The organism is Marinobacter sediminum (genome assembly GCF_023657445.1).
Taxonomy (GTDB): Bacteria; Pseudomonadota; Gammaproteobacteria; order Pseudomonadales; family Oleiphilaceae; genus Marinobacter; species Marinobacter sediminum_A.
On sequence record NZ_JAGTWY010000001.1, the window covers coordinates 761,881 to 787,428 of the forward strand.

Annotated in this window: 24 protein-coding genes; 19 read left to right on the top strand and 5 right to left on the bottom strand. The window is 55.4% G+C overall.

All coding sequences use genetic code 11. The features are described from left to right. Window positions 1-44 precede the first annotated feature (44 nt). The 4 genes from can (at window position 45) to KFJ24_RS03715 (ending at window position 3,515) form a co-directional block, all read left to right on the top strand. Entirely contained in the window at window positions 45-731 is a 687-nt protein-coding gene (can, locus tag KFJ24_RS03700) for a carbonate dehydratase (protein ID WP_250829737.1), read from the top strand. A 117-nt stretch (window positions 732-848) separates the two neighbouring features. Beyond that, on the top strand, window positions 849-1,022 hold the full coding sequence (locus KFJ24_RS03705; RefSeq protein ID WP_250829738.1) for a hypothetical protein: 174 nt from the start codon (window positions 849-851) through the stop codon (window positions 1,020-1,022). 121 nt (window positions 1,023-1,143) lie between these two features. After that, complete coding sequence (locus KFJ24_RS03710) at window positions 1,144-2,190, top strand: class I SAM-dependent methyltransferase (RefSeq protein WP_250829739.1); 1,047 nt, start codon at window positions 1,144-1,146, stop codon at window positions 2,188-2,190. A gap of 185 nt (window positions 2,191-2,375) precedes the next feature. Continuing rightward, entirely contained in the window at window positions 2,376-3,515 is a 1,140-nt protein-coding gene (locus tag KFJ24_RS03715; RefSeq protein ID WP_250829740.1) for a class I SAM-dependent methyltransferase, read from the top strand. Between the two features lie 10 nt (window positions 3,516-3,525). On the opposite strand, the gene KFJ24_RS03720 is transcribed toward KFJ24_RS03715, so the two are convergent. Continuing rightward, the gene (locus KFJ24_RS03720; RefSeq protein WP_250829741.1) at window positions 3,526-4,146 is read right to left on the bottom strand and encodes a riboflavin synthase subunit alpha; all 621 of its coding nucleotides are present in this window, start codon (window positions 4,144-4,146) and stop codon (window positions 3,526-3,528) included. Window positions 4,147-4,338: 192 nt separating this feature from the next. Here KFJ24_RS03720 and KFJ24_RS03725 point away from each other — a divergent pair, with 192 nt between their 5' ends. From KFJ24_RS03725 to KFJ24_RS03745, 5 genes are all read left to right on the top strand, one after another. Further along, a complete protein-coding gene (locus KFJ24_RS03725; RefSeq protein WP_250829742.1) occupies window positions 4,339-5,238 on the top strand; it encodes a hypothetical protein in 900 nt (299 codons plus the stop codon). Between the two features lie 60 nt (window positions 5,239-5,298). Continuing rightward, on the top strand, window positions 5,299-5,976 hold the full coding sequence (locus KFJ24_RS03730; RefSeq protein WP_250829743.1) for a TetR/AcrR family transcriptional regulator: 678 nt from the start codon (window positions 5,299-5,301) through the stop codon (window positions 5,974-5,976). Between the two features lie 94 nt (window positions 5,977-6,070). After that, on the top strand, window positions 6,071-6,535 hold the full coding sequence (locus KFJ24_RS03735) for a L,D-transpeptidase family protein (protein WP_250832545.1): 465 nt from the start codon (window positions 6,071-6,073) through the stop codon (window positions 6,533-6,535). A 23-nt stretch (window positions 6,536-6,558) separates the two neighbouring features. Continuing rightward, window positions 6,559-7,764 carry a mechanosensitive ion channel family protein gene (locus KFJ24_RS03740; RefSeq protein WP_250829744.1) on the top strand — a complete coding sequence of 402 codons (1,206 nt, stop codon included), beginning with the start codon at window positions 6,559-6,561 and terminating at the stop codon, window positions 7,762-7,764. Beyond that, window positions 7,761-8,549 carry an S-methyl-5'-thioinosine phosphorylase gene (locus KFJ24_RS03745; RefSeq protein WP_250829745.1) on the top strand — a complete coding sequence of 263 codons (789 nt, stop codon included), beginning with the start codon at window positions 7,761-7,763 and terminating at the stop codon, window positions 8,547-8,549. The genes KFJ24_RS03740 and KFJ24_RS03745 overlap by 4 nt, the downstream gene beginning before the upstream one ends. Here the strand turns inward: KFJ24_RS03745 and KFJ24_RS03750 are convergent. Together KFJ24_RS03750 and mfd are read right to left on the bottom strand one after the other, a co-directional pair. Beyond that, window positions 8,524-9,330: a CsiV family protein gene (locus KFJ24_RS03750; protein ID WP_250829746.1), complete on the bottom strand. Its 807-nt coding sequence runs from the start codon at window positions 9,328-9,330 to the stop codon at window positions 8,524-8,526. The genes KFJ24_RS03745 and KFJ24_RS03750 overlap by 26 nt on opposite strands. 29 nt (window positions 9,331-9,359) lie before the next feature. After that, on the bottom strand, window positions 9,360-12,893 hold the full coding sequence (gene mfd, locus KFJ24_RS03755; protein WP_250829747.1) for a transcription-repair coupling factor: 3,534 nt from the start codon (window positions 12,891-12,893) through the stop codon (window positions 9,360-9,362). Between the two features lie 190 nt (window positions 12,894-13,083). Between mfd and KFJ24_RS03760 the strand changes: the two genes are divergently transcribed. The 10 genes from KFJ24_RS03760 to sthA all read left to right on the top strand — a co-directional run bounded on the left by KFJ24_RS03760 (window position 13,084) and on the right by sthA (window position 23,617). Further along, the gene (locus tag KFJ24_RS03760; RefSeq protein ID WP_250829748.1) at window positions 13,084-14,598 is read left to right on the top strand and encodes a glyceraldehyde-3-phosphate dehydrogenase; all 1,515 of its coding nucleotides are present in this window, start codon (window positions 13,084-13,086) and stop codon (window positions 14,596-14,598) included. A gap of 353 nt (window positions 14,599-14,951) precedes the next feature. Then, complete coding sequence (locus tag KFJ24_RS03765) at window positions 14,952-16,298, top strand: Na(+)-translocating NADH-quinone reductase subunit A (RefSeq protein ID WP_250829749.1); 1,347 nt, start codon at window positions 14,952-14,954, stop codon at window positions 16,296-16,298. A 4-nt stretch (window positions 16,299-16,302) separates the two neighbouring features. After that, window positions 16,303-17,511, top strand: a complete 1,209-nt coding sequence (locus KFJ24_RS03770; protein ID WP_250829750.1) for an NADH:ubiquinone reductase (Na(+)-transporting) subunit B — start codon at window positions 16,303-16,305, stop codon at window positions 17,509-17,511. After that, window positions 17,504-18,307 carry a Na(+)-translocating NADH-quinone reductase subunit C gene (locus tag KFJ24_RS03775; RefSeq protein WP_250829751.1) on the top strand — a complete coding sequence of 268 codons (804 nt, stop codon included), beginning with the start codon at window positions 17,504-17,506 and terminating at the stop codon, window positions 18,305-18,307. Before KFJ24_RS03770 ends, KFJ24_RS03775 begins: the two co-directional genes overlap by 8 nt. Before the next feature lie 2 nt (window positions 18,308-18,309). Continuing rightward, the gene (locus KFJ24_RS03780) at window positions 18,310-18,975 is read left to right on the top strand and encodes an NADH:ubiquinone reductase (Na(+)-transporting) subunit D (protein WP_250829752.1); all 666 of its coding nucleotides are present in this window, start codon (window positions 18,310-18,312) and stop codon (window positions 18,973-18,975) included. Further along, window positions 18,975-19,583, top strand: coding sequence for an NADH:ubiquinone reductase (Na(+)-transporting) subunit E (gene nqrE, locus KFJ24_RS03785; protein ID WP_250829753.1), 609 nt, complete (start codon window positions 18,975-18,977; stop codon window positions 19,581-19,583). The genes KFJ24_RS03780 and nqrE overlap by 1 nt, the downstream gene beginning before the upstream one ends. A gap of 37 nt (window positions 19,584-19,620) precedes the next feature. Then, entirely contained in the window at window positions 19,621-20,847 is a 1,227-nt protein-coding gene (nqrF, locus tag KFJ24_RS03790; protein ID WP_250829754.1) for an NADH:ubiquinone reductase (Na(+)-transporting) subunit F, read from the top strand. Window positions 20,848-20,856: 9 nt separating this feature from the next. Next, on the top strand, window positions 20,857-21,906 hold the full coding sequence (locus tag KFJ24_RS03795) for an FAD:protein FMN transferase (protein ID WP_250829755.1): 1,050 nt from the start codon (window positions 20,857-20,859) through the stop codon (window positions 21,904-21,906). Window positions 21,907-21,918: 12 nt separating this feature from the next. After that, on the top strand, window positions 21,919-22,167 hold the full coding sequence (nqrM, locus tag KFJ24_RS03800; RefSeq protein WP_250829756.1) for a (Na+)-NQR maturation NqrM: 249 nt from the start codon (window positions 21,919-21,921) through the stop codon (window positions 22,165-22,167). Between the two features lie 58 nt (window positions 22,168-22,225). Continuing rightward, a complete protein-coding gene (gene sthA, locus KFJ24_RS03805) occupies window positions 22,226-23,617 on the top strand; it encodes a Si-specific NAD(P)(+) transhydrogenase (RefSeq protein WP_250829757.1) in 1,392 nt (463 codons plus the stop codon). A gap of 7 nt (window positions 23,618-23,624) precedes the next feature. Here sthA and KFJ24_RS03810 read toward each other — a convergent pair whose 3' ends face one another. Together KFJ24_RS03810 and KFJ24_RS03815 are read right to left on the bottom strand one after the other, a co-directional pair. Next, window positions 23,625-24,422, bottom strand: coding sequence for a glycerophosphodiester phosphodiesterase (locus tag KFJ24_RS03810; RefSeq protein ID WP_250829758.1), 798 nt, complete (start codon window positions 24,420-24,422; stop codon window positions 23,625-23,627). Beyond that, complete coding sequence (locus KFJ24_RS03815; RefSeq protein ID WP_250829759.1) at window positions 24,419-25,546, bottom strand: 3-deoxy-7-phosphoheptulonate synthase; 1,128 nt, start codon at window positions 25,544-25,546, stop codon at window positions 24,419-24,421. The genes KFJ24_RS03810 and KFJ24_RS03815 overlap by 4 nt, the downstream gene beginning before the upstream one ends. Window positions 25,547-25,548: the final 2 nt, after the last annotated feature.

Sequence of the window (25,548 nt, forward strand, 5' to 3'; positions counted from 1 at the left end):
TGCCGTTCAATTCGTGGCCTGTTGTTATTGATGGGAGTGTTTTCATGGGTCAGTTAGACCGTCTACTGGAAAAAAACCGGGCCTGGGCCAATGGCATCAAGGCTGCAGATCCGAAGTTTTTTGACCGGTTATCGAACCAGCAGGCTCCGGAGTATCTCTGGATTGGCTGTGCCGATAGCCGTGTCCCGGCAAACCAGATCGTAGATCTGCTGCCTGGCGAGTTGTTTGTCCACCGGAACGTTGCAAACGTTGTGGTGCATACAGACTTCAATTGCTTGTCAGTGCTTCAGTTTGCTGTCGAGGTGCTCAAGGTCAAACATGTTCTGGTGGTTGGCCACTACGGCTGCGGCGGTGTCCGCGCAGCGCTGCTTAATGAAGGTTTCGGCCTGATCAGCAATTGGCTGCGCCATGTCCAGGATGTGCGCGACCGGCACAAGTCGGTACTGGAAACGATCCCGAATGAGCAGGACCGTGTTGACCGTCTCTGCGAACTGAATGTCGTGGAGCAGGTCGGCCACGTGTGTCAGAACACCATCGTTCAGGAAGCCTGGAGGCGCGGTCAGCCGCTCACGGTGCACGGTTTCGTCTATGATCTTGGCGATGGCATTTTGCGTGATATGGGCCTGTCCATCTCCGGCGAAGAAGAGCGCGAGTTAATCCAGCAGAACAGCGTCGATGAGCTGGTTCTGCGCCCCGTCCGCTCGGGCCGTCAAAAAAAGGTACACCGTTAAATGTAAAATTGCGTCAAAAAATCGTGATGTGCGTCACTCGGTGAGCCGTGGCGCCATCACAGTTGCTCGCCTTCCGCTTTGATACAGTGGTTCCTGTAGCAAGCGAGGAGGTTGGTTATGAAAGAGTTGATGCAAAAAGCCCTTAGCGCGTTGGCGCAACGCAAATCCGCAAGCCTCGGGTCCGACGGCCGTAATGAAGGTCAAAAGCTCGCCACCGGTGGGAAAGGCGAGGGCTGGGGAATGTCCCCGGAGGATGCCTTGCGTGTCGGTACCGTTGCCCGCTACAAGTAGTCGCTTCCTGCCCGTTCCGCCCCTGGCCAGCCCGCTTGAGCCGTTTCTGGCTGCGAGACTCAGGGGCTGATTCCGGTTAGAGTATCCCGATTTACAGTCAACTTTCGGGATTATTCCGCCAATGTCAGAAATGCCCAATTCCCATCAAGCCCTGCTCCGAATTCATCACTCGCTAAAAGGGCGGCTTGCTCTGCTCGGCGTTCGTTCGTCTTCTCTGCTTGAGAAGTTGCCGTCGGGCGGTATGGCTATGAGTGAGCATGCTGGTCATGCGGGTGAGATGGCGAATTTTGCCAATTGGCAGGTGTGTTTTGGCTACGATGACCCTGACCTGAAACCGGCCAATTTCGATACAGTTGTAGTTTTTCTGCCAAAAGCACGGGCAGAACTGGATCTGAGGCTGGCTCTCGCGCGCTGGTTGTCCGCCGCCGGTGCAACCGTGATCCTTCTGGGCGAGAAGAAGGAGGGCATTGCGGGAGCGGTAAAGCAACTCAAAGCTATCGCACCCGAGGCAACCAAAATTGACAGCGCCCGTCACTGTCAGGTTTGGAGTGCTATGGGTATTGAGCCTCTCATCTCGTTTGATTTGGCGGAGTGGATGGTGTGGCACAGGATTGAGTGCGCCGGAGTTTCTGTGAATGTGGCGGGATTGCCTGGTATCTTCAGTCAGGGCGAGCTTGATGGCGGTACGGCTATTCTGCTGGAAACACTGGCTCACACGCCACTCAGATCTGACCATGTGCTCGACTTCGCTTGTGGTGCTGGCGTGATCGGTGCCTGGCTTCAATCCTGGCAGCGTGAGCGGGGTGAGGGGCAGTCTGCCGTGGACGGTGTGGATGTGCAGTCCCAGGCAGTCATTTGTGCCCGTGCGACCTATGAGCGTGCAGGGGCAACCGGAAAGATAACCGCGTCGGATGGTCTGGCTCGAATTGAAGGGGTCTGGCCGGCGATTGTCACCAACCCGCCGTTTCACAGCGGGGTAAAAACGGACACCTCCATGACTGAAAATTTCCTGCGGGATGTCTCTCGTCATCTGAAGTCACGGGGCGAACTGCGCCTCGTTGCCAACAGTTTTTTGCCCTACGAGTCCCTGATCAAGCGATTTATCGGGCCCGTCGAACGCCTTTACGAAGACCGTCGGTTTACCGTCTATCGGGCGATAAGACGGTAGCGAAGCGTTTTCGGAACCCTGAACGAAAAAAGCCCCTGGGGTAAGGGGCAAAAGGTTCGCGTCCAAAACAGCGGAGCCAACCGGAAACGGGGTTTGCTATGAACACCTCCTAACTTAGGGTTAATTTCTAGAGTAATCAGCCTAGAATGGCGCCTTTGTGATGAATTTCCTGCTGGATGCCTGAAATGACAACTGCAGTGCTTGATGTTCCCGGTGGTCAGCTGACCTTGTCCCGGCCCGGTGGCGGCCCATCTCTAAAGGCCTGGGACGCGGCTGACGAACTGCTGGTGCAGTCCGCATGCCAGAGGCTGGCCGGGATCGATAAACCCAGGGTTCTGGTTGTTGATGACCAGTTTGGGGCGCTAACTCTGGGTCTTCAGACGTTTGGCCCTGATGTTGTGGCTGATAGCGCCCTGTTCCAGAGTGCGCTTGCTCACAATGCCCGGCTGAACCCGCACGCCTCGTTTTCTCCTGTTGTCTATAGCTGGCTGAATCCGCCGGAAGGCCGCTACGATGCCGTCGTTCTGAGAATCCCGAGGCACGGCGATTACCTGGCATGGCTGCTACGCTGGATAAATGGTGCCCTTGTCGAGGGCGGGGTAGTTCTCGCCGGAGGTATGATCAAGCACCTTCCGGACCGAAGTGTGGACGTATTCGCGCAGGCGGTGCACACGGAAGAGGTTTGTCCGGCAAAGAAAAAGGCACGGGTCGTAATCTGCCGGCGTGGCGAGGTCGGGCTGGCAGGGTGGCAAGCGGAGTGGAAAGGGTATGCCCTTGACGGCTCCGGCCTGAGTGTTCAGGCGTTGCCGGCCGTCTTCGCCCGGGAGAAACTGGATATCGGTACCCGGCTGTTGCTTCCCCATCTTCGGGAAACCCTTTCGGGGTTGGCTGCGGGAGCCAGGGTTCTCGACCTGGCTTGTGGTAACGGTGTGGTGGGTCTGAGCGCACTTTTTATACGTCCGGACCTGTCACTGACCTTCAGTGATGTGTCCAGCCAGGCGGTCGTCAGTGCGCGGCGCAATGCCTCTGTGGCGTTTCCGGGTGTGCAACCGGCATTTGAACATGAGGATGGAATTCCAGAGCGATCAACCGTTTTCGAGCGGATTCTTCTGAATCCGCCATTCCATGAAGGCGGCGTTGTCGGGGATCATATTGCCCTGCGTTTGTTTGAGCAGGCCTCAAGGCACCTTGCACCAGGGGGGCGTTTACTGATGGTGGGCAATCGCCATCTGGGATATCACCGCAGCTTGCGCAGGTTTTTTCCGCAGGTTCGCCAGTTGGATGCCAGCCCCAAGTTTGTGGTTCTTGAGGCCAGCCTCAAATAACGCGGTCCGATCAAAGCGCCGTGGATGGCTGGTCGTAGCCAAGTCGAGCGAGGGTATCGACAATGGTCTGGGTCTGGCTGTCGATCTCGATATTGACCCGGTCTCCCTCCCGTGCCCTGCCAAAGATTGTTGCCCTGAGGGTCTCCGGGATCAGGTGCACATTGAACCGGTTACCCTTGACCTCGCCAATAGTCAGGCTTGCGCCATTAATGGCAATGTAACCCTTCGGAAAAACATACCGGGTCCACTCATCGGGCACTTCAAACCAGAGAGTAACGTTATTCTCCGGGCGCTGAATCTCAACGATGGTAGCCGTGGTGTGAATATGTCCAGAGAGGAGGTGTCCGCCAATTTCATCGCCGATCCTGGCTGCTCGTTCAAAGTTGATTTCATCTCCCGGCTTGAGGTCTCCCAGGGTAGTCAGCCGCAGGGTTTCCTGCATGGCATCAAAGAACAGGGCATTGTTGTCCTGGCGTGTGACCGTCAGGCAGGTGCCGTTGATGGCTACCGATGCACCGATGGTAACGCCCTCGACCTTTTCCTGTGGAAAGCGGATCACAAAGGTGCTCAACCCCGGAGACGAGGTGATTTCATCGACCGTTGCAATGCCTTGAACAATACCTGTGAACATAACCAGACCTCTTGGGGTGAATACTCGTTTGGCACGGTGGCAAAGGATAGCGAGCAGTTACGTCATTGCCAAGGCCGCCGGCGCTGGACTGGACTGTTGCAGGGGTATTACTCAAGAATGGAGTCTGGTGGCCGATAATATAAAAAGAGCGTGTTGTTAACGCTAAACCACGTCTGTTACGGACAATTGCGCATGGCCGAAAACCAGAGAACTGTCCAGTCAGCTACAGAACCCGACGAGGGAGCCGTTTTGCGGCCAGGCCGGGCGGCCGACCCTGTGCCGCAAGGCTCCCGGGTAGCAGTATCAGAGGTTTCCCGGGGAAATGAAGAGAGTCCTGGAGTGGCCAGCACCGAGCGCGCGCCGGCACGAGCACCTCGGGTAGCGGAGGAGAGTGAGCCACACTCTTCAGAACCCCTAACCGGAGAAACCCCTGGTGCCGGCATTGAACAGACACTGGCAGAGTCCAGGCAGCGTAAGCTCAGATTACTGCTGCGCCAGTGTGACAGGGTGTTGCTGATGGACTTCGATTTACTGGCCATGAACGACTGGCCGGATAATTACACCCTGGCGAGGGCCCGACGTAGCCGCGACTTCTGGCTGTTCGGAGCTCTGGTTGCCGCCATCGTTTTTCTCAGTGGCCTGAGCGGCTTTGTGCCAGCTTGGGTTGCAGGTACCGGCTTCGGTCTCTTCGTGGTCATCCTGTTGCTGGGAGTGCCGTCGATAAGGCGCATTTACAGTTCAAAGCCCTCATATCTCGATGTCATTATCAAGCGCCAGAGAATGTTAAGGGATGCGCGCCGTCATGTAGCTCATCTTGAAGGCGATGACGGATTGATCTGGCAATGCGCGCGCATGGCGGAATTCAGTCCGGCCCTGAAAAATACCCGGTTCAGCGACTTGCTCAGGTTATCTGAGCGCCATTCGTTGCCACGCCATCTTTCGCGGCGTGAACACGTGCGACTTTATCTTATTTATCTTCTTGAAGCTGAGAAGGCCTATGGCCGGGTACAGAAAGCCTTTTTCGAGGGGAACCAGGTTGCCATTGACCGGGGATGGCAAAACGTCGTGGCGGAGCCTGAGACCAGAACTTGACATATATGTGCTTCAAACGTATGTTTCAAACAGACGTTTGCTAGAGGCGCTGATAATAAAATGGCTCAGTCTGATACCGTTGACCGGATACTTGATGCAGCCGAAGAGCTGTTTGCTGATCGGGGTTTTTCCGAAACTTCGCTCAGGATGATTACCAGTAAGGCTAAAGTTAATCTGGCCGCTGTCAATTACCACTTTGGTTCAAAGAACGCGCTTATTCACGCCGTGTTTGCCCGTTTTCTCACGCCGTTTTCCGCGACTCTTGAAAATGCCTTTGATGAGCTGGAAGAACGGTGCGATGGCAAGCCCGCCACGTTGAATCAGACGCTTTGGGCCCTTACCGAAAGTGCCGTGCGAATGCCTCAGCGCAATGAGAAGGGGATATCCATCTTCATGCGTCTTCTCGGGCTGGCCTACACACAGTCACAGGGGCATCTCCGGAAGTTTCTGGAGCAGGAATACGGCCAGCCGTTTAGCCGTTTCATGCGACTGCTGAAAGAAGCTACACCCCAATTATCTGCAGTGGACAGGTACTGGCGAATTCAGTTTATGCTGGGCGCGACCGCGTTTACCATGTCCAGCAGTGACGCCCTGCGCGATATTCTCCAGAACAAACTGGGTGTCGAAACAACGGTGCAGGAAATTGCAGCGCGCCTGGTCCCCTTCCTTGCCGCTGGTATGCAAGCCGAAGACACCATGCTCTTACCCTCTGGCAGCGGCAAGGCCTCTGTTGCCTGAGATGAGTGCTCTCGGTTAGGCTTCTTTCTGGCATTGGCCTGAAGGGAGCTTGACCGGTTTGAGTAACGAGCGCATTACCGCCCCACGAATTGACATCAATCTGGACCGGCAGACGCTAACCCTGCATGACGGATCTGGATCGGTGTCAGTGCGATATTCCGTTTCCACCGCTCTTAATGGTGCAGGCGAGCAGGACAGCAGTGGCTGTACGCCTCGCGGGGATCACTATGTCCGGGCTATGGTAGGTAAGGGGATGCCGCCTTGTACCGTATTCAAGGCGCGCCGGCCGACAGGTGAGATCTACAATCCCCAGCTCGCAGCACAGAACCCCCAAAGGGACTGGATCCTGAGCCGAATTCTCTGGCTTTGCGGTCTCGAGCCCGGTAAAAACCGCGGCCCCGGGGTCGATACTTTCCGTCGCTTCATATACATTCACGGCACGCCTGACACTGAGCCCATGGGTATCCCCAAATCTCATGGCTGTGTCCGTATGCGCAATGCCGATGTTATTGACCTGTTCGAAAGGGTCAGCCCCGGTACTGCCGTTTTTATCCGTTGAACCAGAGTGATCAGAGGGATTCGATGATCCAAGAAGCGCTTTCCATGCTTAATGGCTGGATTGAGAATTTCGGCCTGCTGTCCCAGGGCTGGCGTGCCGGTATTGTTGTGTTTGCACTGGTATTTGGTACCGCAACGGTCGCCTATATTGCCAGCCATATTATCTGGGCTCTTGAGCGCAAGTTCAGTAATACCCGAAACCTCTGGGACGACGCTGTCCTCCATGCCGTGCGAAAGCCCGTGGTGGCTTTCGTTTGGTTGCAGGGCGTGTACTGGGCCGCCGAAGTTGCCCACCATTTTTCAAAAGCCGAGGTTTTCAAGGCCAACGATACCGTTCTGCAGATTGGCTTTATCTGGATTTTCGTCTGGTCGATTCTGCGTGCCATCAAGGAGGGGGAGAAGATCCTTGTCTCGCCGCTGAAGATGGAAACGCCGATGGACTACACCACGGTCAATGCGGTAAGCAAGCTCTCCCGGGCCGTTGTCATTATTACCGCAGTGCTGATTGCCATGCAGTCACTCGGTTACAGTATTTCCGGTGTGCTGGCTTTTGGTGGTGTCGGTGGCATTGCAGTTGGTTTTGCGGCCAAGGATTTGCTGGCAAATTTCTTTGGCGGATTCATTATCCACCTGGACCGCCCGTTCAAGGTCGGAGACTGGGTGCGCTCGCCGGACCGGAACATAGAAGGTACCGTTGAGCATATCGGCTGGCGGCTGACTACGCTCAGGACCTTTGACAAGCGCCCGCTCTATGTGCCGAATGCAACATTCACAACGATCGCCGTAGAAAACCCTTCCCGCATGACCAACCGGCGTATTTCCGAAACCATTGGTATACGGTATGCCGACGTCAGCCAGATGGCCGCGATAGTCTCCGATGTTCGTTCCATGCTGGAGAGCCATGAAGAGATCGACAGTGATCAAACACTGATCGTGAACTTCCTCGCCTTCAATGCGTCGTCACTGGATATCATGGTATACGCCTTCACCAAGACCACCCAGTGGGTTCTTTTCCATGAAATAAAGCAGGATGTCCTGCTGAAGATCAGCGAGGTTATTGAGGGGCACGGTGCTGAAGTCGCTTTCCCGACTCGTACATTGCATTTGGCGGATGGCTTGCCAGCATCAGGTCAGCGTGAAACGCAGCAGGCCAAAGGCTCTGAAACCGGATCGGACCGGACGTCGGGGTCCGACCAACCCACCGAATCCGGAGATACAGACGCAGAATGACCTTTTCCTCAGCAAACCATCCCGTTGGTATCATTGGTGGAACCGGACTGACGACGCTGTCAGGTCTGGAAATCATTGGGCAGCAGCAGGTGGATACAGCCTGGGGTTCGCCCTCTGCAGGCCTGGTGGAGGGGCGTCTCGGCGATCAGCCGGTCATTTTTCTCTCCCGTCATGGCAACCCGCATCGAATCCCTCCGCACCAGGTGAACTATCGGGCCAACATCCAGGCTCTCTTCGAAGCCGGTGTGCGAACAGTCGTCGGGGTGAATGCAGTCGGGGGCATACATCGTGATATGGGGCCTGCTCACATCGTGATTCCAGACCAGATCATTGACTATACCTGGGGGCGTCCCAGCACCTTTTTCGAGGGTGAGCTGGATGAAGTGACTCACATTGATTTCACCTGGCCCTATGATGGCGATGCCCGTCAGATCCTGACTGATGCGGCAGGCGGGAGCGGGGCGCCTTTCTCGGATTTTGGCGTATATGGAGCGACCCAGGGGCCGCGACTCGAGACCGCTGCGGAAATTCGTCGTTTGGAACGGGATGGCTGTGACCTGGTCGGGATGACGGGTATGCCGGAAGCCGTCCTGGCAGCCGAGCTGGGTATGCGTTACGTCTGTCTGGGGCTTGTGGTTAACTGGGCAGCCGGAAAATCAGAACACATTATTACCATGGCTGAAATTGAAGAGGCCATCGAGAAGGGTATGTCCGGGGTTAAGAGCATACTTGAGATTTCGATGGCCGGTCTCGGAGAGCTTACTCCGTTGTCTCGATCTTCTTGAAGAAAACGAGGACGCCGATAGTGGGGGAGTCGAGAAAGTGGATCTCCTCGCTTCGCATGCGTCGGGTCTCGCGAATCCAGGTCAGCAATTCCAGAGGCACCGGGGGTTTGGCCTTGGCAGTGTCCCTGCCGGTTGCCAGGCTGCCAATGTCGCTGTCTGCCGTTTCGTTCTCGACGGAAGAGTCGGTTGTTGGCTCTGCCGCTGTTTGTTCGGTTGCAGGCTCTGAGGGCACGGACACAGGCATATCGTCTGACTGTTGCCAGTGGTTCAGGTGAACGCCAACATGCAGATACCTCTGACGATCAATGGTGATGGTTCCTTCGATTTCCCGAACTCCTGCACCTTCCAGCCAATCGCCGATGGCGACACGAAGCGGTTTGCCCTCGTAGTCGGGAGGGAAGGCTTCGTACCAGCCAGCGCTCACCAGCACGTGATAGCGACCGCTGCGTTCCAGGCGCTGGGCCGCAGAATTGAGATGGAGCTCGTTATCCGGGACGAGTTCCAGCGTGCTTTCTGTCGTCCCGTCCTGCGCTACTGACCACAGTAATTCTTCGGTTTCGGGAGCAGTCTCAACTGCCCGGTCTGACATCTGCTCATTCACGGATTCCGGATCGATAATCCGTTCCAGAATGATGAACTCCGCCCGATAGTAATCATCGGGAATCTCTTCGGCGGACGTTTCCGGCTCTTGTGCATGGCCTGCCAGAGACCATGCCAGCAACAGGGCCGTGGCCAGTAAGCGTGCCGTCCGCAGGCACCAGCGATTACCATAAATCTGCAAAGGTTCTACTCCACGTGTGATTCGGGCTTTCATGAGGCGGTCGCAGCTGCTTGCGAGGGTGCGAGTTCGCCAAGCATTTCGGACACGTCGTCGAGTTTACCACCGGTGGACGTGTCCTTCAGCCGAAAACGGAAGCTGTTGGCGCCTTCAAGGCGGTACTGGTCTGGTGCAGATTGCACTTTCTTAACGAGCACCAGCGGGTCAACGGGGGTCGAACCGCCAAATTCCAGTCGTGCCCACTCCTTGCCAGCATCTATCTTCACGATGCCAAGGGCTTCCGCCCGCATTCGCAGCTCGGCCTGGCGCATCAGATTCTTTGTCGGTTCCGGTAACAAACCGAACCGATCAATCATCTCAACCTGAAGTTCTTTTAATGCTTCGTTGCTGTCCACGCTGGCAATGCGCTTGTAGAGCATCAGGCGGTTGTGAACGTCGGGCAGGTAATCCTCCGGTATCAGGGCCGGGATCCTGAGGTTCATTTCCGTACCATGGCTCAGGGGCAGGTCGGCATTTGGCGTCCGGCCGTCGCGAATGGCTTTCACTGCTTCATCCAGAAGTTGCATGTAAAGCGTGAAGCCAATGCTTTCGATCTGCCCGCTCTGTTCCTCGCCGAGCAACTCACCTGCGCCACGGATTTCAAGGTCGTGAGAGGCAAGCATAAAGCCCGCGCCCAGGTCCTGGGATTCAGTGATGGCATCCAGCCGCTTTTTCGCGTCAGAAGTGATCGACTTCGGGGGCGGTGTCAACAGATAGGCGTATGCCTGGTGGTGTGAGCGGCCAACCCGGCCTCGCAGCTGATGCAATTGTGCCAGGCCAAACTTGTCGGCTCTTTCAATGATGATAGTGTTGGCACTGGGAATATCGATACCGGTTTCGATAATGGTCGAACACACCAGCACGTTGAAGCGCTTGTGGTAAAAGTCCGACATGATCTGTTCCAGCGCCCGCTCCCGCATCTGGCCGTGGGCGACACCAACACGGGCCTCAGGAATGAGGTGGCGCAAATCTTCAGCAGTTTTCTCGATCGTGGCGACATCGTTGTGAAGGAAGTAAACCTGGCCACCCCGAAGGATTTCCCGGAGGATCGCCTCCTTTACCATGGCATCGTCCCGCTGGCGTACGAACGTCTTTACTGATAAGCGGCGAGCCGGTGGTGTGGCAATGATGGAAAGGTCCCGCAAATGGCCCATGGCCATGTTCAGAGTTCGGGGAATCGGGGTCGCCGTAAGGTTCAGCATATCGACTTCGGCCCGCAGGGCTTTCAGCTTTTCTTTTTGCTGGACACCGAACCGGTGCTCTTCATCGATAATCACCAGTCCCAGATTCTTGAATTTAATATCGCCCTGAAGAAGTTTGTGCGTTCCGATCACGATATCGGCCTTGCCGCCCTCAATAGCTTCCAAGGCCTTGCCGGTCTGGGCGGCGCTGCGGAAACGGCTGAGCAGCTCGATATTGACGGCAGTATCGGAGAAGCGGTCCCGAAAGGATTCGTAGTGTTGCTGGGCCAGCAGAGTGGTGGGTACCAATACGGCCACCTGTTTGCCGGAGTAGGTCGCCATGAACGCCGCACGCATAGCGACTTCAGTTTTACCAAAGCCAACGTCACCGCACACCAGTCGATCCATGGGGCGCTCGCTGGTCATATCCTCGATAACCGCCTGAATGGCAACTTGCTGGTCTGGTGTTTCTTCAAACGGAAAATCGGCCGCAAAGGCTCGGTAGGCTTCTTTAGGGTTGTCGAAGCTGAAGCCTTTGCGGGCCTCCCTTCGGGCATAAACATCCAGGAGCTCTGCAGCGGTGTCTCGGATTTTCTCCAGCGCCTTCTGTTTGGCGTTGCTCCAGCGCTCAGTGCCAAGCTTGTGCAAGGGGGCATGTTCAGTGTCGTTTCCGGCATAGCGGGAAATAAGATGAAGACTGGAAACGGGAACGTAGAGTTTTGAACCACCCGCGTATTCCAGCATCAGGAACTCATTGGATTCGTCTTCTACAGTGATCGTTTCCAGTCCGAGATACCGGCCTACGCCGTGATCAATGTGCACGACCGGCGCGCCGATACGAAGCTCCGACAGGTCCCGGTAGCCAGCGTCGTCCGTTTCAGTTGGTTTTTCCCGGCGTCGGCGCTGCAATACCCGCTCACCAAACAGCGCGGTTTCGGTGATCAGCGTCAGTTGCTGTTCTTTGAGTACCAACCCCTGTTCCATGGGTGCGATGGTAATGCCCAATGTGCAGTGTTCATCCTCAAGGAAGGCTTGCCAGCTATCGCGGGTCTTGAGTTTGAGCTGGTGGTCTCCCAGATTTTCGATCAGGGCCTCGCGGCGACCAGAGGATTCCGCGCAAATCAGGACCCGGCCACTGAAGTCATTCAGGAAGCGTTTTAATCGTCCGGCAGGATCTGCCGCACGACCATCCATGGCAATATCCGGAAGGTTGTCAGCTGCGCAGTTCGAGGCGCCTTTGCCGGTGGCGGTTTCCGTGGTGATGGTCACCCGGGGAAAAGCCTTTAGCTGTCCGAATAATTCCTCCTGCAGCAGGAACAGCCGCGTAGGTGGCAGGATCGGCCGTAACCGGTCGTGGCGCCGGTCCTCGTAGCGCGTGCGCGTTTCAGTATCAAAGAGGCTGACGGCATCGTTCAGACCTTCGGCGGTGAATACGTGTGTGGCGCCAGGCAGATAGTCGAAGAGCGTGGCCGTTTCATCGAAGAATAATGGCAGGTAATACTCGATCCCCGGTGGTGTAATACCATGGGTGACGTCCTGGTAAATGGGGGTGTCCTTGTCAGCACTCGGGAACTGCTCGAACCAGCGGCTGCGGAACCCCGAGCGAGCTTCCTTGTGCCACGGAAACTCGTATGCCGGCAACAGTTCGATGCTCTCAATCCGGTCGATGGAACGCTGGGTTTCCGGGTCAAAAGTGCGCAGGGTTTCGATTTCATCATCGAACAGGTCTATACGGTAGGGTTGGCTTGCGCCCATTGGGAAAATATCGAGAATCGCGCCGCGTACAGCGTATTCACCGTGTTCATATACGTTATCGGCGTGTCGGTAACCGGCAGCTTCCAGTTGCATGCGCCAGGTGTTGATGTCGAGGGACTGGCCCACCTCAAGCAGAAGGGTATTGCCCTGCAGGTAACTGACCGGTGGCAGCCGGTGCATCAGGGTTCTTGCCGGAACGACCAGGACCCCGTGACTGGTGGCAGGCAGTCGGTGAAGGGTACGTATGCGCCTTGACGTAATGTCCTGATGGGGCGAAAACAGGTCGTAGGGCAGGGTTTCCCAGTCCGGTAAAGACAACAGCTCCAGGCCATCTGCTGTGATTGCAGGCCCGTCTTCCTCGGCAGGCAGGCCAAGGAAGAAGCGCATGGCCTGCTCAAGGCGAATAGCATCGGCGGTGCTCCGGGTGATGACAAGGGTAAGGCCCCTGTGGGCACGAGCGCTTTCGCAGATGGCCAGCGCATCGCTGCTGCCATGTAATTGGCCCCATGTGCGATGGTCAGCCGGTTTTTCGGGAAACGCCGGGGCAATCAGCGGCTGGGGAGGCGTAAATGTGGATGCACCTTGGCTCATGGACGGTCAGATTCTCCTGCAGTGGATGTCCGGGAGGCGGAGAGGCACGTATTCTAACGCCCGCAGAAGTCGGTGTCATGGCGCTGGCTGTAACAGGTTTCCGTTCGCCGCTTTCCCGCAAGATTAAAAAAGAGGTGTCTACGAAGGTAGGGTTATTCTGTATTTGCTGTCAGGCTGTTTAAGTTGGATAATGTGCGCCCAAATTTCTCCCCAGTGCTATACAGAGGTTCCAACCGTGAGTCACGAACAGATCAATCAGCACCTGTCTAACTGGACTGAAAGAGAATCCACCGCGGAAACCATGATTCCGCTGATTGGCCGTCTCTATCGCAAGAACAACGTGGTAACTTCCGTTTACGGTCGCGCCATCATCAATCAGTCCGTGATTGACATTATCCGTGCCCACCGCTTTGTTCGCCAGGTCGAAGATAGCGAGCTGTCTGTTCATGACACCCTGCCGATTCTCCAGGCAATGGATACGCTTGAGCTGGGTCGCGCCCACGTCGACATCGGTAAGCTGGCTGTGAAATTCAAGGAAGAGGGCGGTGACCTGATTGAATTTCTGAAGCGTGAAATCGGCCCGGTCGTGGGTCAGTATACAGCCCAGTCCGAAGAGGATGCCCACAACGATACCAAGGACGTTGTGCTGTATGGCTTTGGCCGCATTGGTCGTCTTCTGGCCCGCATTCTGATCGAAAAAGCGGGTGGGGGTAACAACTTGCGTTTGCGGGCCATCGTAGTACGCGACGGCGGTGCGGACAGTGATCTGGAAAAGCGTGCCAGCCTGTTGCGCCGCGACTCTGTGCACGGTCCTTTCGATGGCACGATTTCCGTCAACGAAGAAGAGTCGGCCCTGATTGCCAACGGCAACTACATCAAGGTCATCTATTCGGATGGTCCGGACAAGGTCGATTACACTGAATACGGTATCAACAATGCCATTGTTATCGATAACACGGGTAAGTGGCGTGATGAGGCTGGTCTGGGGCTGCACCTCAAGTCAAAGGGCGTTAGCCGCGTGATCCTGACTGCCCCGGGTAAGGGTGACATCAAGAATATCGTTTATGGCATCAATAACGACTGGATTACCGGTGACGACAAGATCCTGTCTGCAGCTTCCTGTACCACCAACGCCATCACACCGGTCCTGAAAGCGATTGGGGATGAGTACGGCATAGAGGATGGTCACGTTGAAACGGTTCATTCCTACACCAATGACCAGAACCTGATTGATAACTACCACAAGGGCAGCCGTCGCGGTCGCAGTGCGGCCCTTAATATGGTGATCACCGAGACGGGTGCTGCCAAGGCGGTCGCCAAGGCGCTACCGGAGTTGAAGGGTAAGCTGACCGGCAACGCAATTCGGGTACCGACTCCGAATGTTTCCATGGCTATCCTCAACCTGAATCTCGAAAAAGATGTCGATGTTGATGGTGTAAACGAATACCTGCGCGACATGGCGCTGCACTCTGAGCTTCAGAAGCAGATCGACTTCGTGAGCTCTCCGGAAGTGGTGTCCACAGATTTCGTCGGTTCCCGTCATGCTGGGATCGTTGATGCTCAGGCAACCATTGCCAGCGGTAAGCGTCTGATTCTTTATGTATGGTACGACAACGAGTTTGGCTACAGTGCTCAGGTCGTCCGTGTGGTGAGCCAGATGGCGGGCGTTACCTATCCAATCTTCCCGAAACGTGCACGGGACTGATGGAAAAGCGCGCTAGTTAGCGCTTAACGTCTGTGAAAACCCCGGCAACGGATGTTGCCGGGGTTTTTTGTTTTATGAGAGTGTGATCTGTGAGGTTTACGTCCGTGCGCAAACCGGTTCCGGTTTCTGGTGGAAATAGGCTTCCTTAATCACTATAATTGGCGCGATTTTGGGTATGTCTGGCACCCAGTTTCTCATCTTTTCCTGCGTCGAAAGGCGGGCTGCATTCTGAGTGGTGACCGTTTCCGCTTCTTGGGGGGCTTCCATCTGGTGCAAGCCGGAGAGGAAAACTGGGTCGAAGGGGCCGGATGTTACAAATCCATAGAATAGTTTCTGATGACTGGATGAGGCTAATGATCAAGATCAAAAAAGGCCTGGATCTTCCCATCAGCGGCGCTCCCGAACAGACCATTACTGACGGCAAACCCGTTCGCCATGTGGCGTTGATCGGTTTTGACTATATCGGCATGAAGCCGACGATGGCTGTGAAAGAAGGGGACCGTGTCAAGCGCGGCACGCTGCTGTTCACGGACAAGAAGACCGAAGGCGTTCGTTATACCTCACCCGCCGCTGGCGTGGTGAAAGAAATCAATCGTGGTGAGCGTCGTGTGTTTCAGTCGGTCGTTATCGAAATCGATGGCGATGATGCTGAGACCTTTGCCCGATACAACGACGCAGATCTTGCCGGCCTGGAACGCCAGCAGGTAGTGGATAACCTGGTAGAATCCGGTCTGTGGACGGCGTTCAAGACCCGCCCCTACAGCAAAGTTCCCGCTATTGACACTGCTCCCCACTCCATTTTTGTTTCTGTCATGGATACCAATCCGCTGGCGGCGGACCCTACTGTCATCATTGGCGAGAACAGCCAGGCTTTCGAGAAAGGCCTGACCATTCTCTCCACCCTGACGTCGGGCAAGGTCTTCGTGACTGGCAAACCCGGCTCCAATGTTGCGGTTCCCAAGGCAGACAACATTGAGGTCCACCAGTTCGAGGGTGTGCATCCGGCCGGTAATGTCGGTACCCATATCCACCACCTGGATCCTGTTTCTGGTGGTAAGGTCGTCTGGTCCATCAACTATCAGGACGTCATCGATATTGCCAAGCTGTTCGAAACCGGCGAAGTGCCGGTCGAGCGCATCGTGGCTATCGGTGGTCCCAAAGCTCAAAAACCACGCCTGGTTCGCACCCGCATGGGCGCCAGCCTGCCTGAGCTTCTGGACGGCGAAGTTGCCACAGATTGCGACGTTCGTGCGATTTCCGGTTCGGTATTCGGTGGTCGTCGTGGTGATGGCCCGTGTGCCTATCTTGGCCGGTTCGCCAATCAGATATCGGTTCTGGAAGAAGGCACCAAACGCGAATTTATGGGCTGGCTGTCGCCGGGCCCCAACAGGTTCTCCGTGCTGAACATTTATCTGTCCAAGCTGGCAGGTAGCAAACTGTTCAATTTCACGACTACCACTAACGGTAGTGAGCGTGCCATGGTTCCGGTTGGTGCCTACGAGCAGATCATGCCTCTGGATATCCTGCCTACTCAGCTGCTGCGTTCGCTGATTGTTGGCGATACCGAAATGGCACAGAAGCTGGGCGCGCTGGAACTGGATGAAGAAGATCTGGCGCTCTGTACCTTCGTGTGCCCGGGTAAATATGAATATGGTCCGATTCTCCGCGAGAACCTGACCCGAATCGAGATCGAGGGCTAATACGATGGCTATCAGACAGTTTCTCGATGGAATCGAGCATCATTTTGAAAAAGGTGGCAAGTACGAGCGGTGGTATGCCCTCTACGAGGCCGTCGATACCATTTTCTACACACCTGGCAAGGTAACTTCCACCACGGCCCATGTGCGCGACGGCGTTGACCTGAAGCGGATCATGATCACGGTCTGGATGTGTACCTTCCCTGCGATGTTCTTCGGTATGTGGAATATCGGTTTTCAGGCCAACAGCTTCCTGGCATCAAACCCCGATGCCATGGTTGCAGATGGTGGCCTGCGCACTGCCTTCATCCAGGCCCTGGCGGTAACAGGGGCCGGAGCCGGCGTATGGGACAATTTCGTTTACGGTTTGGCGTACTTCGTGCCCATTTACTTCGTCACTTTCGTAGTGGGTGGTTTCTGGGAAGTGATGTTCGCCACTGTGCGCCGTCATGAGGTTAACGAAGGTTTCTTCGTGACGTCCGTGCTGTTTGCGCTGATTTGCCCGCCCACCATCCCCTTGTGGCAGGTGGCTCTGGGTATCACCTTCGGTGTGGTTATCGGTAAAGAGGTTTTTGGTGGTACCGGCAAAAACTTCCTGAACCCGGCCCTGACCGGTCGTGCGTTCCTGTATTTCGCCTACCCGGCGCAGATTTCCGGTGACACCGTCTGGACAGCTGTTGACGGCTTCAGTGGTGCAACGGCCTTGAGCTGGGCAGCCAGCGGTGGCCTTGACGCCCTGAAAGAGCAGATCGGATGGATGAATGCATTCATGGGCACTATTCAGGGCTCCATGGGTGAGACCTCGACATTGGCCGTTCTGATTGGCGGCATTATCTTGCTGATCATGAAGATCGCCAATTACCGAATTGTGGGCGGCGTGTTGATCGGCATGATCGGTATGTCTCTTCTGCTGAACATTGCCGGCTCCGAGACCAACCCGATGTTCGCCATCCCGGCGCACTGGCATCTGGTCATGGGCGGCTTTGCTTTCGGTATGATGTTTATGGCAACGGACCCGGTGTCCGCCGCGATGACCAATACGGGCCGCTGGTGTTTTGGTATTCTTGTGGGTGTGATGACCATTTTGATCCGAGTGATCAACCCGGCTTTCCCCGAGGGCATCATGTTGGCCATCCTGTTCGCTAACCTGTTCGCGCCGCTGATGGACCATTATGTGGTTCAGGCCAACATCAAACGGAGGCTTGCTCGTGGCTAAAGCTAAAGAAACTGTCTCCCGCACGCTGGTTGTTGCGCTGGTGCTGAGCATTGCATTCTCTGTGGTGGTCTCCACCGCGGCGGTGATGCTTCGCCCGGCTCAGATCAAGAACCAGAATCTCGATATCAAAACCAACATTCTGTCGTCTGCTGGCATGCTGAAGTCCGGCGCCAGTGCTCAGGAGATTGAAGACGCCTTTGAGCGTTTTGACGTTCGACTGGTAGATTTGGATACCGGTGAGTTCGTCGAACCGTCATCCGTAGGCGTTCAGGATCCCATGAAGTACGACATGTACAAGGCGGCCTCTGACCCGGCGATGTCGACGAACATACCGGCCTCGGAAGACAAAGCAGGTATTAAGCGTCGGCCAAATGTTGCCAAGGTCTATACCATGAGCGAAAACGGTACTGTCACACGAGTCGTGCTGCCGATCCATGGTTATGGGCTCTGGTCTACACTTTACGGCTTTATTTCGCTTGAGGGCGACCTGAACACCGTCGAAGGTCTGGGTTTCTATGCCCATGCCGAGACTCCAGGGCTGGGCGGCGAAGTCGATAACCCGCGCTGGAAGAAGCAGTGGGTTGGCAAGGAGGTATACGATCAGGATCGTACCGAGCCAAAAGTCCAGCTGGTGAAAGGCGGTGTAGGTGCCGACGCCAAGAATAAAAAGCACAAGGTTGATGCTCTTTCTGGCGCGACCCTGACAAGCCGTGGTGTTCAGCAATTGGTTAACTACTGGATGGGCGATCGCGGATACGCGTCCTTCCTGCAAAAACTTCGTGAAGGGGAGGTCTGATCATGGCAGATGCATCAGCCAAACAGGTTCTCTTCGAACCGATCTTCAGCAATAACCCGATCGCCCTGCAGATTCTTGGTATCTGTTCGGCGCTGGCGGTAACTACCAGCATGAACGTAACATTGGTTATGTGCATGGCGGTTATTGCCGTTACCGCATTTTCCAACCTTGCGGTGTCTCTGGTTCGGACTCAGATTCCGGGCAGCATCCGGATCATCGTTCAGATGACCATTATCGCGTCTCTCGTTATCGTGGTCGACCAGGTGCTCAAGGCCTATGCCTACGAGATTTCCAAGCAGCTGTCGGTATTCGTTGGTCTGATTATCACCAACTGTATCGTCATGGGCCGTGCGGAAGGCTTTGCCATGAAGAATGGCCCCTGGCTGAGCTTCCTGGACGGCGTTGGTAACGGCCTTGGCTACTCGGTGCTTCTGATTTTCGTGGCATTCTTCCGTGAACTGCTTGGTGCCGGTTCCCTGTTCGGGGTCTCACTGATGCCGGTGGTGAACGAAGGTGGCTGGTACATTCCGAATGGTCTGCTACTGCTGCCGCCGAGCGCTTTCTTTATTATCGGCCTGGCGATCTGGGGTCTGCGGACCTGGAAGCCGGAGCAGGTTGAGGACGCGGATTACAAGATGTCCCGCCACGTCGCCAAGGAGGCCTTCTGATGGAACATTATATCAGCCTGATTCTTAAGGCCGTTTTCGTTGAAAACATGGCGCTGGCGTTCTTCCTGGGCATGTGCACCTTCCTGGCCATTTCCAAGAAGATCGAGGCGGCGACAGGTCTTGGTATCGCCGTTGTGGTTGTGCTGACCGTCACCGTGCCGGTTAACAACCTGCTTTATAACAGCATTCTCCGCGAGGGAGCGCTGGAATGGGCCGGTCTGCCGAATGTGGATCTGAGCTTTCTCGGATTGCTTACGTATATTGGTGTAATCGCGGCGATTGTCCAGATCATGGAGATGGTTCTGGACAAGTATATCCCGGCGCTCTACGCCGCTCTGGGTGTATTCCTGCCACTGATTACAGTGAACTGCGCCATTCTTGGTGCCTCGCTGTTCATGGTGGAGCGTGATTACACCTTTGGCGAGAGTGTGGTGTATGGCTTTGGTGCCGGCCTCGGCTGGGCCCTGGCGATTATCGCGCTGGCGGGTATCCGCGAGAAGCTCAAGTACAGTGATGTTCCGGAAGGCCTGCGTGGTCTGGGCATTACCTTCATTACCGTTGGTCTGATGTCCCTTGGCTTCATGTCCTTCTCAGGTATTTCACTGTAAACCACCCGGTGATTCGGTTTAACGAAAAGGCGAGACCATGAATACAGAAATTATTCTCGGCGTGGTCATGTTCACCGTTATCGTTCTGGCTCTGGTCGCAGTGATTCTTGCGGCCCGCTCCAGGCTGGTAAGCACCGGTGATGTGACCATTGAGATCAACGATGACCCTGAACACACCATGAAGACCGAAGCAGGCGGCAAGCTGCTTGGGACTCTTGCGAATAACGGCATCTTCCTGTCTTCTGCCTGTGGCGGTGGTGGTACCTGCGCCCAGTGTAAGTGCAAGGTTCTGGAAGGCGGCGGTGCGATGTTGCCGACGGAAAAGACTCACTTTACTAACCGTGAAGAGAAAGAAGGCTGGCGCCTGTCCTGCCAGGTCCCTGTCAAGCAGGACATGAAGGTGGAAGTGCCGGAAGAGTTCTTTGGCGTCAAGAAGTGGGAGTGTGAGGTTATTTCCAACCATAACGTTGCCACCTTCATCAAGGAGTTGGTGCTGAAGCTGCCGGAAGGCGAAGAAGTTGATTTCCGCGCTGGCGGTTACGTGCAGTTGGAGTGCCCTCCCTATGAGATCGACTTCAAAGATTTCAACATCGAGGAAGAGTTCCACGAAGACTGGGACAAGCACAACATCTGGCGTTACAAGGCGGTAAACAAGGAAGAAACCATCCGGGCCTATTCCATGGCGAACTACCCGGAAGAGAAGGGTGTTCTTAAATTTAACATCCGTATTGCTACGCCGCCTCCGGGTACCGATCATAACCCTGGCATCATGTCGAGCTACGTGTTCGATCTGAAGCCGGGCGATAAAGTGACTGTGATGGGGCCATTCGGTGAGTTCTTCGCCAAGAAGACCGATGCCGAAATGGTGTTCATCGGCGGTGGTGCCGGCATGGCGCCCATGCGTTCACATATCTTCGACCAGCTTAAACGCCTTAACTCCAAGCGCAAGATCAGCTTCTGGTATGGCGCACGAAGTGTCCGCGAGATGTTCTACGTGGAAGACTTCGACATGCTGCAGGATGAGAACGACAATTTCGAGTGGCATGTTGCCCTGTCTGACGCGTTGCCCGAAGACAACTGGAAAGGTCCGACGGGCTTTATCCATAACGTGCTGTATGAAAACTATCTGAAGGACCATCCGGCTCCTGAAGACTGTGAATACTACATGTGTGGGCCCCCCATCATGAACGCATCCTGCATCAAGATGCTCAAGGATCTGGGTGTTGAGGATGAAAATATTATGCTGGATGATTTCGGGGGTTAATGAACTCAAATGACATCCAGCATTACACGGCCCGTCAGGGTGGCTTTGGTCAGCGTCGTTATGGCGCTGACGATTGCTGCCCTGGCGGGTTGTTCGTTTCAGCCTGAAGAAAAGGTCTGGGAAATATCAGGGCCGATGTTTGGCACCACTTATCACATCAATGTGGTATTGACGGATGACCAGACCCGACTGGAGAATCTTGCAGCAGGCATTGACGCCGAGCTGAAGAAGGTGGATGCGGCAATGTCCACCTGGCGGGAAGATTCTGAACTGTCACAGTTGAACTCAAAAGCGGATCAGTCCGAGTGGATCTCTCTTTCCGAGCCCCTTTATGAGGTTATGAAAACCGCTGAGGAGGTCTCAGAACTGACTGGCGGCGCGTTTGATGTAACCATTGGCCCTGTCGTGAACCTTTGGGGGTTTGGCCCCAAAGCCCGCCCTGAGAAAGCACCCTCTGATGATGTGCTTGCCGGGCTTCTCGCAAAAACCGGCCATGACAAACTGGAGTTACGGGCGGATCCGCCCAGCATTCGTAGTGATGTGCCCCAGTACATTGATCTTTCGGCAATAGCCAAGGGGTACGGGGTTGACGTTGTAGCCCGTTACCTCGAAAGTGAAGGCGTCCACCATTACCTTGTAGAAATAGGGGGTGAAGTCCGGGTAAACGGCCAGAAGCCGGACGGGAACGCTTGGCGACTGGCCATTGAGCAACCGGTTTCCGCGGCGAGGCAGGTCAATCGCGTCGTTGTGCTGCAGGATCGAGCCATGGCGACGTCTGGAGATTATCGTAACTATTACGAATCGGAAGGCCACCGATATTCTCATACAATTGACCCGGCGACGGGAAAACCGATTGCACACAATCTGGCTTCAGTGACCGTGATTGCTGATGACTGCAAAACAGCGGACGCATTGGCTACCGGTTTCAATGTCATGGGTTACGAACAAGCCGAAGTGCTTGCCACCAGGCAGAATATCCCGGCCTATTTTATTATCCGGACCGAAAACGGGTTTGAGACGCACCAGACACCCGCATTTTCGTCCTACGTTACTCAGTGAGAGGAGGGCAATATGGGTACCTTTCTTTTGGTTTTAGTTATTGTGGTTCTGCTCGTAGCGGGCATGTCCATTGGTGTGATTTTGGGTCGCAAACCAATCAGTGGTACTTGCGGTGGCATCGGCGCCCTGGGTGTCAGTTCCTCCTGCGACATCTGCGGTGGCAACACCCAGAAGTGCGAGGAGGAGAATCAGCGCGTTGCTGACGATGGAAAACAGGCGGAGGCACTGGCCTACGATGCCTCCAATGTCGACAAGGCCTAAAACAGATTTGATAGTTACAACCACATTTCCACGACGTAGATAAGGAGTTACTGCGCGCATGGCAGAGCATCATTACGACGTCGTCGTTATCGGCGCTGGGCCTTCCGGTGAAGGTGCGGCGATGAATGCGACGAAGCACGGTAAACGTGTCGCTATCATCGAAGACAAGCCCACCGTCGGGGGCAACTGTACCCACTGGGGTACCATTCCTTCCAAGGCCTTGCGTCACTCCGTCAAACAGATCATCACCTTCAATACCAATCAGATGTTCCGTGATATAGGTGAGCCCCGTTGGTTTTCATTCCCCCGGGTTCTGCAGAACGCGCAGAAAGTGATTGGTAAGCAGGTGAAGCTGAGGACGCAGTTCTACTCCCGTAATCGGGTAGATCTGATCAATGGTCGGGCATCGTTCATTGATACTAATCGTTTGGAAGTTCGTGGTAACAAGTCTATTGAAACCCTTCACTTCAAGCAGGTGATCGTTGCCACAGGTTCCCGCCCCTACCTGCCGCCTGATGTGGATTTCCGCCATCACCGGATTTATAACTCGGATACCATCCTGAATCTGTCACACACCCCTCGCACACTGGTGATCTATGGTGCCGGCGTAATCGGCTCCGAATACGCCTCAATCTTTGCGGGGCTGGGTGTAAAGGTGGATCTGATCAACCCGGGTAGCCGTCTGCTCTCCTTCCTGGATGACGAGATTTCGGATGCCCTGAGCTACCATCTGCGGAACAATGGTGTGCTTGTGCGCCATAACGAGCAGTACGAGTCTGTGGACGGTGACGACCACGGGGTGGTGTTGTCCCTCCAATCAGGGAAGAAAATCCGGGCAGATGCCTTCCTGTGGTGTAACGGCCGTAGCGGCAACACCGAGAGTCTGGGTCTTGAAAACGTTGGCCTGACACCTAATGGCCGCGGCCAGCTAGCGGTGGACGAGCATTATCGAACCGAAGTCGAAAACATTTATGCGGCAGGCGATGTCATCGGCTGGCCAAGTCTTGCCAGCGCTGCATACGACCAGGGGCGCTCAGCTTCTTCCGATATTGTGCAGGATGAGTACTTCCGCTTTGTGTCTGATGTCCCCACCGGTATCTACACGATTCCGGAAATCAGTTCGGTTGGCAAAACCGAGCGGGAACTGACTGAGGCCAAGGTGCCTTATGAAGTGGGTCAGGCGTTCTTCAAGGATCTGGCCCGAGCCCAGATTACAGGAGAGGCTGTGGGCATGCTCAAGATCCTGTTCCACCGGGAGAGTCGCCAGATTCTGGGGATCCACTGTTTCGGTGACCAGGCAGCTGAGATCGTACACATCGGCCAGGCCATCATGAATCAGGAAGGCGAAGCCAACTCCCTGAACTACTTCATCAATACAACCTTCAACTACCCTACCATGGCGGAAGCCTACCGGGTTGCCGCACTCAACGGCCTGAACCGGATCTTCTGATCCGGTATCAGCCTGTCCTGGGCAGAGTGTTGTTGTCCGATGCCGCACTCCTCGGGGTATTAGGCAGCGACAGCAGGGCTCTCGACCGGTTATCGAAGAACATGCGGGTACTGGTCGGGTAGTCTGTGATGATGCTGTCCACGCCCGCCTCTTCCAGTTGCAGCATGTCGTGGATGCGGTTGACCGTCCAGGTTGATACATGCAGGCCGCGGCGATGGGCCTGTTCCACCATCCCTTTTGAGCACAGTTTCCAGTTTATACAGAGGTAGTCACACCCCAGCCGGGTTGCAAGATTCAGTGGCCGGGGGAATTTTCGTTCAGCCACAAACCCGATTCGGATGTTTTTGTTCCTGCGACGGATTTGCTTGAGGAACCAGGTGTCCGAGGATGTAATTGCGGCCTTCTGGTAGAGATCGCGGCGCTGAATAATCTCGGTTAGCCGGTTACACAGAATGTTCAGGCGCTGGCGGCTGTCTTTTTTTACCTCAAGCTGGAGGTGCTCGAGGTCATCAAACTGGTCAAGCAGGTCCTCCAGAGTCGGGATTCCGATCTTCCGGGGCCAGGAACTGGTATTGTGCCTGGCGTCCATCTCAGCCAGTTCAGTAGCGGTGTAGTTGCCCACACTACCTTTCTGGCTGGTGGTACGATCCACGGTCAGGTCATGAACCATCACCGGCGTGCCGTCCTTCGATAACACCAGATCGAGCTCAAAGTGGCGAATGCCGTGCCGGTAGGCATGGACAAAACCGGGCAGGGTATTTTCAGGGGCTTCTCCCTTGGCCCCTCTGTGTCCGTAGACAATCATTCGACTGCTTCACCTTTAAGGCGTTGGTAAATGGCCTGGCGCTTCTTCCAGGTATCATGGCAGAGCCGGATATCTTCAAGGTAAGCCGGAAGCTCATTCATCAGCAGCGCCTGAGGCCCGTCAACCAGAGCTTTTTCCGGTTTCGGGTGGAAGTCCACCAGCACCATGTTGGCACCGGCAATAGCACCCTGAGCTGTGGCATGCATGACATCCAGGATGCCATCAGGAGACCGGTCACGGCTTCCCACGGAATGGGAGGGATCCACGCATACAGGCATTCGGGTCAGTCGTTTCACCACCGGGACGTGGGCGAAATCAACCATGTTACGGTGTGGCTGTCCGGCATCGGTTTTCATACCCCTGAGACAGAAGATCACGTTGGCATTGCCTTCACTGGCGAGGTACTCGGCAGCATTTAGTGATTCATTCAGGGTGATCCCGAACCCTCGCTTCAAAAGCACCGGGTAAGTACTCTGGCGACCGATGGATTTCAGCAGTTCGAAGTTCTGGGTATTCCGGGTGCCTACCTGGAGCATAACGCCGGTGGGGCGGCCGAGCTTCTCGAGGCAGGTATCGATTTCCTCAATATGGCTCTCATGGGTGATCTCCATGGCGATTACTTTGATGCCATGTTTGCCGGCCTTCTCAAATACCCAGGGCAGGCACCCCTTGCCATGTCCCTGAAAGGAGTAGGGGTTAGTCCTGGGCTTGTAAGCGCCCATCCGGGTGCAGACTTCTCCGTTGTCTTCCAGCGCTTGCATCATCATGTCCACATGCTCCGGCACGTCCACCGCGCACAGGCCTGCGAAAATATTCAGGTTGGATTGACTGAATTCCACGCCGTTGTAGGTAAAACCACTCTGCCGTTGGTCATCCCGGTGGCGGCCAAGAATGCGGTAGTCATCCGATATGCGGATGGCGCGTTCGACTGCGGGCAAGGCTTCGATTTCTTCCTTGTCGAGGGATTTGGTGTCGCCGAGCAGATAGACCTCTGTCAACCGCTGGCTGGTGCCCTGGACTTCGTGAACCCGAAGCGAGACGCCAGGCAGATTTTCCAGATAGTGCATGGTCTGGCGGTAGGCATCACTTTCCAGCGGCGTGTTGGGGTGAAGAATGGCTAGCATGT

Coding starts and splice junctions, on each gene's coding strand:
- KFJ24_RS03705 (WP_250829738.1), top strand. CDS start 849: ATGAAAGAGTTGATGCAAAAAGCCCTTAGCGCGTTGGCGCAACGCAAA.
- KFJ24_RS03745 (WP_250829745.1), top strand. CDS start 7,761: ATGACCTTTTCCTCAGCAAACCATCCCGTTGGTATCATTGGTGGAACC.
- KFJ24_RS03740 (WP_250829744.1), top strand. CDS start 6,559: ATGATCCAAGAAGCGCTTTCCATGCTTAATGGCTGGATTGAGAATTTC.
- can (WP_250829737.1), top strand. CDS start 45: ATGGGTCAGTTAGACCGTCTACTGGAAAAAAACCGGGCCTGGGCCAAT.
- sthA (WP_250829757.1), top strand. CDS start 22,226: ATGGCAGAGCATCATTACGACGTCGTCGTTATCGGCGCTGGGCCTTCC.
- nqrM (WP_250829756.1), top strand. CDS start 21,919: ATGGGTACCTTTCTTTTGGTTTTAGTTATTGTGGTTCTGCTCGTAGCG.
- KFJ24_RS03710 (WP_250829739.1), top strand. CDS start 1,144: ATGTCAGAAATGCCCAATTCCCATCAAGCCCTGCTCCGAATTCATCAC.
- KFJ24_RS03795 (WP_250829755.1), top strand. CDS start 20,857: ATGACATCCAGCATTACACGGCCCGTCAGGGTGGCTTTGGTCAGCGTC.
- KFJ24_RS03765 (WP_250829749.1), top strand. CDS start 14,952: ATGATCAAGATCAAAAAAGGCCTGGATCTTCCCATCAGCGGCGCTCCC.
- KFJ24_RS03760 (WP_250829748.1), top strand. CDS start 13,084: ATGTGCGCCCAAATTTCTCCCCAGTGCTATACAGAGGTTCCAACCGTG.
- KFJ24_RS03770 (WP_250829750.1), top strand. CDS start 16,303: ATGGCTATCAGACAGTTTCTCGATGGAATCGAGCATCATTTTGAAAAA.
- KFJ24_RS03730 (WP_250829743.1), top strand. CDS start 5,299: ATGGCTCAGTCTGATACCGTTGACCGGATACTTGATGCAGCCGAAGAG.
- KFJ24_RS03780 (WP_250829752.1), top strand. CDS start 18,310: ATGGCAGATGCATCAGCCAAACAGGTTCTCTTCGAACCGATCTTCAGC.
- mfd (WP_250829747.1), bottom strand. CDS start 12,893: ATGAGCCAAGGTGCATCCACATTTACGCCTCCCCAGCCGCTGATTGCC.
- KFJ24_RS03725 (WP_250829742.1), top strand. CDS start 4,339: ATGGCCGAAAACCAGAGAACTGTCCAGTCAGCTACAGAACCCGACGAG.
- KFJ24_RS03715 (WP_250829740.1), top strand. CDS start 2,376: ATGACAACTGCAGTGCTTGATGTTCCCGGTGGTCAGCTGACCTTGTCC.
- nqrF (WP_250829754.1), top strand. CDS start 19,621: ATGAATACAGAAATTATTCTCGGCGTGGTCATGTTCACCGTTATCGTT.
- KFJ24_RS03815 (WP_250829759.1), bottom strand. CDS start 25,546: ATGCTAGCCATTCTTCACCCCAACACGCCGCTGGAAAGTGATGCCTAC.
- KFJ24_RS03720 (WP_250829741.1), bottom strand. CDS start 4,146: ATGTTCACAGGTATTGTTCAAGGCATTGCAACGGTCGATGAAATCACC.
- KFJ24_RS03810 (WP_250829758.1), bottom strand. CDS start 24,422: ATGATTGTCTACGGACACAGAGGGGCCAAGGGAGAAGCCCCTGAAAAT.
- nqrE (WP_250829753.1), top strand. CDS start 18,975: ATGGAACATTATATCAGCCTGATTCTTAAGGCCGTTTTCGTTGAAAAC.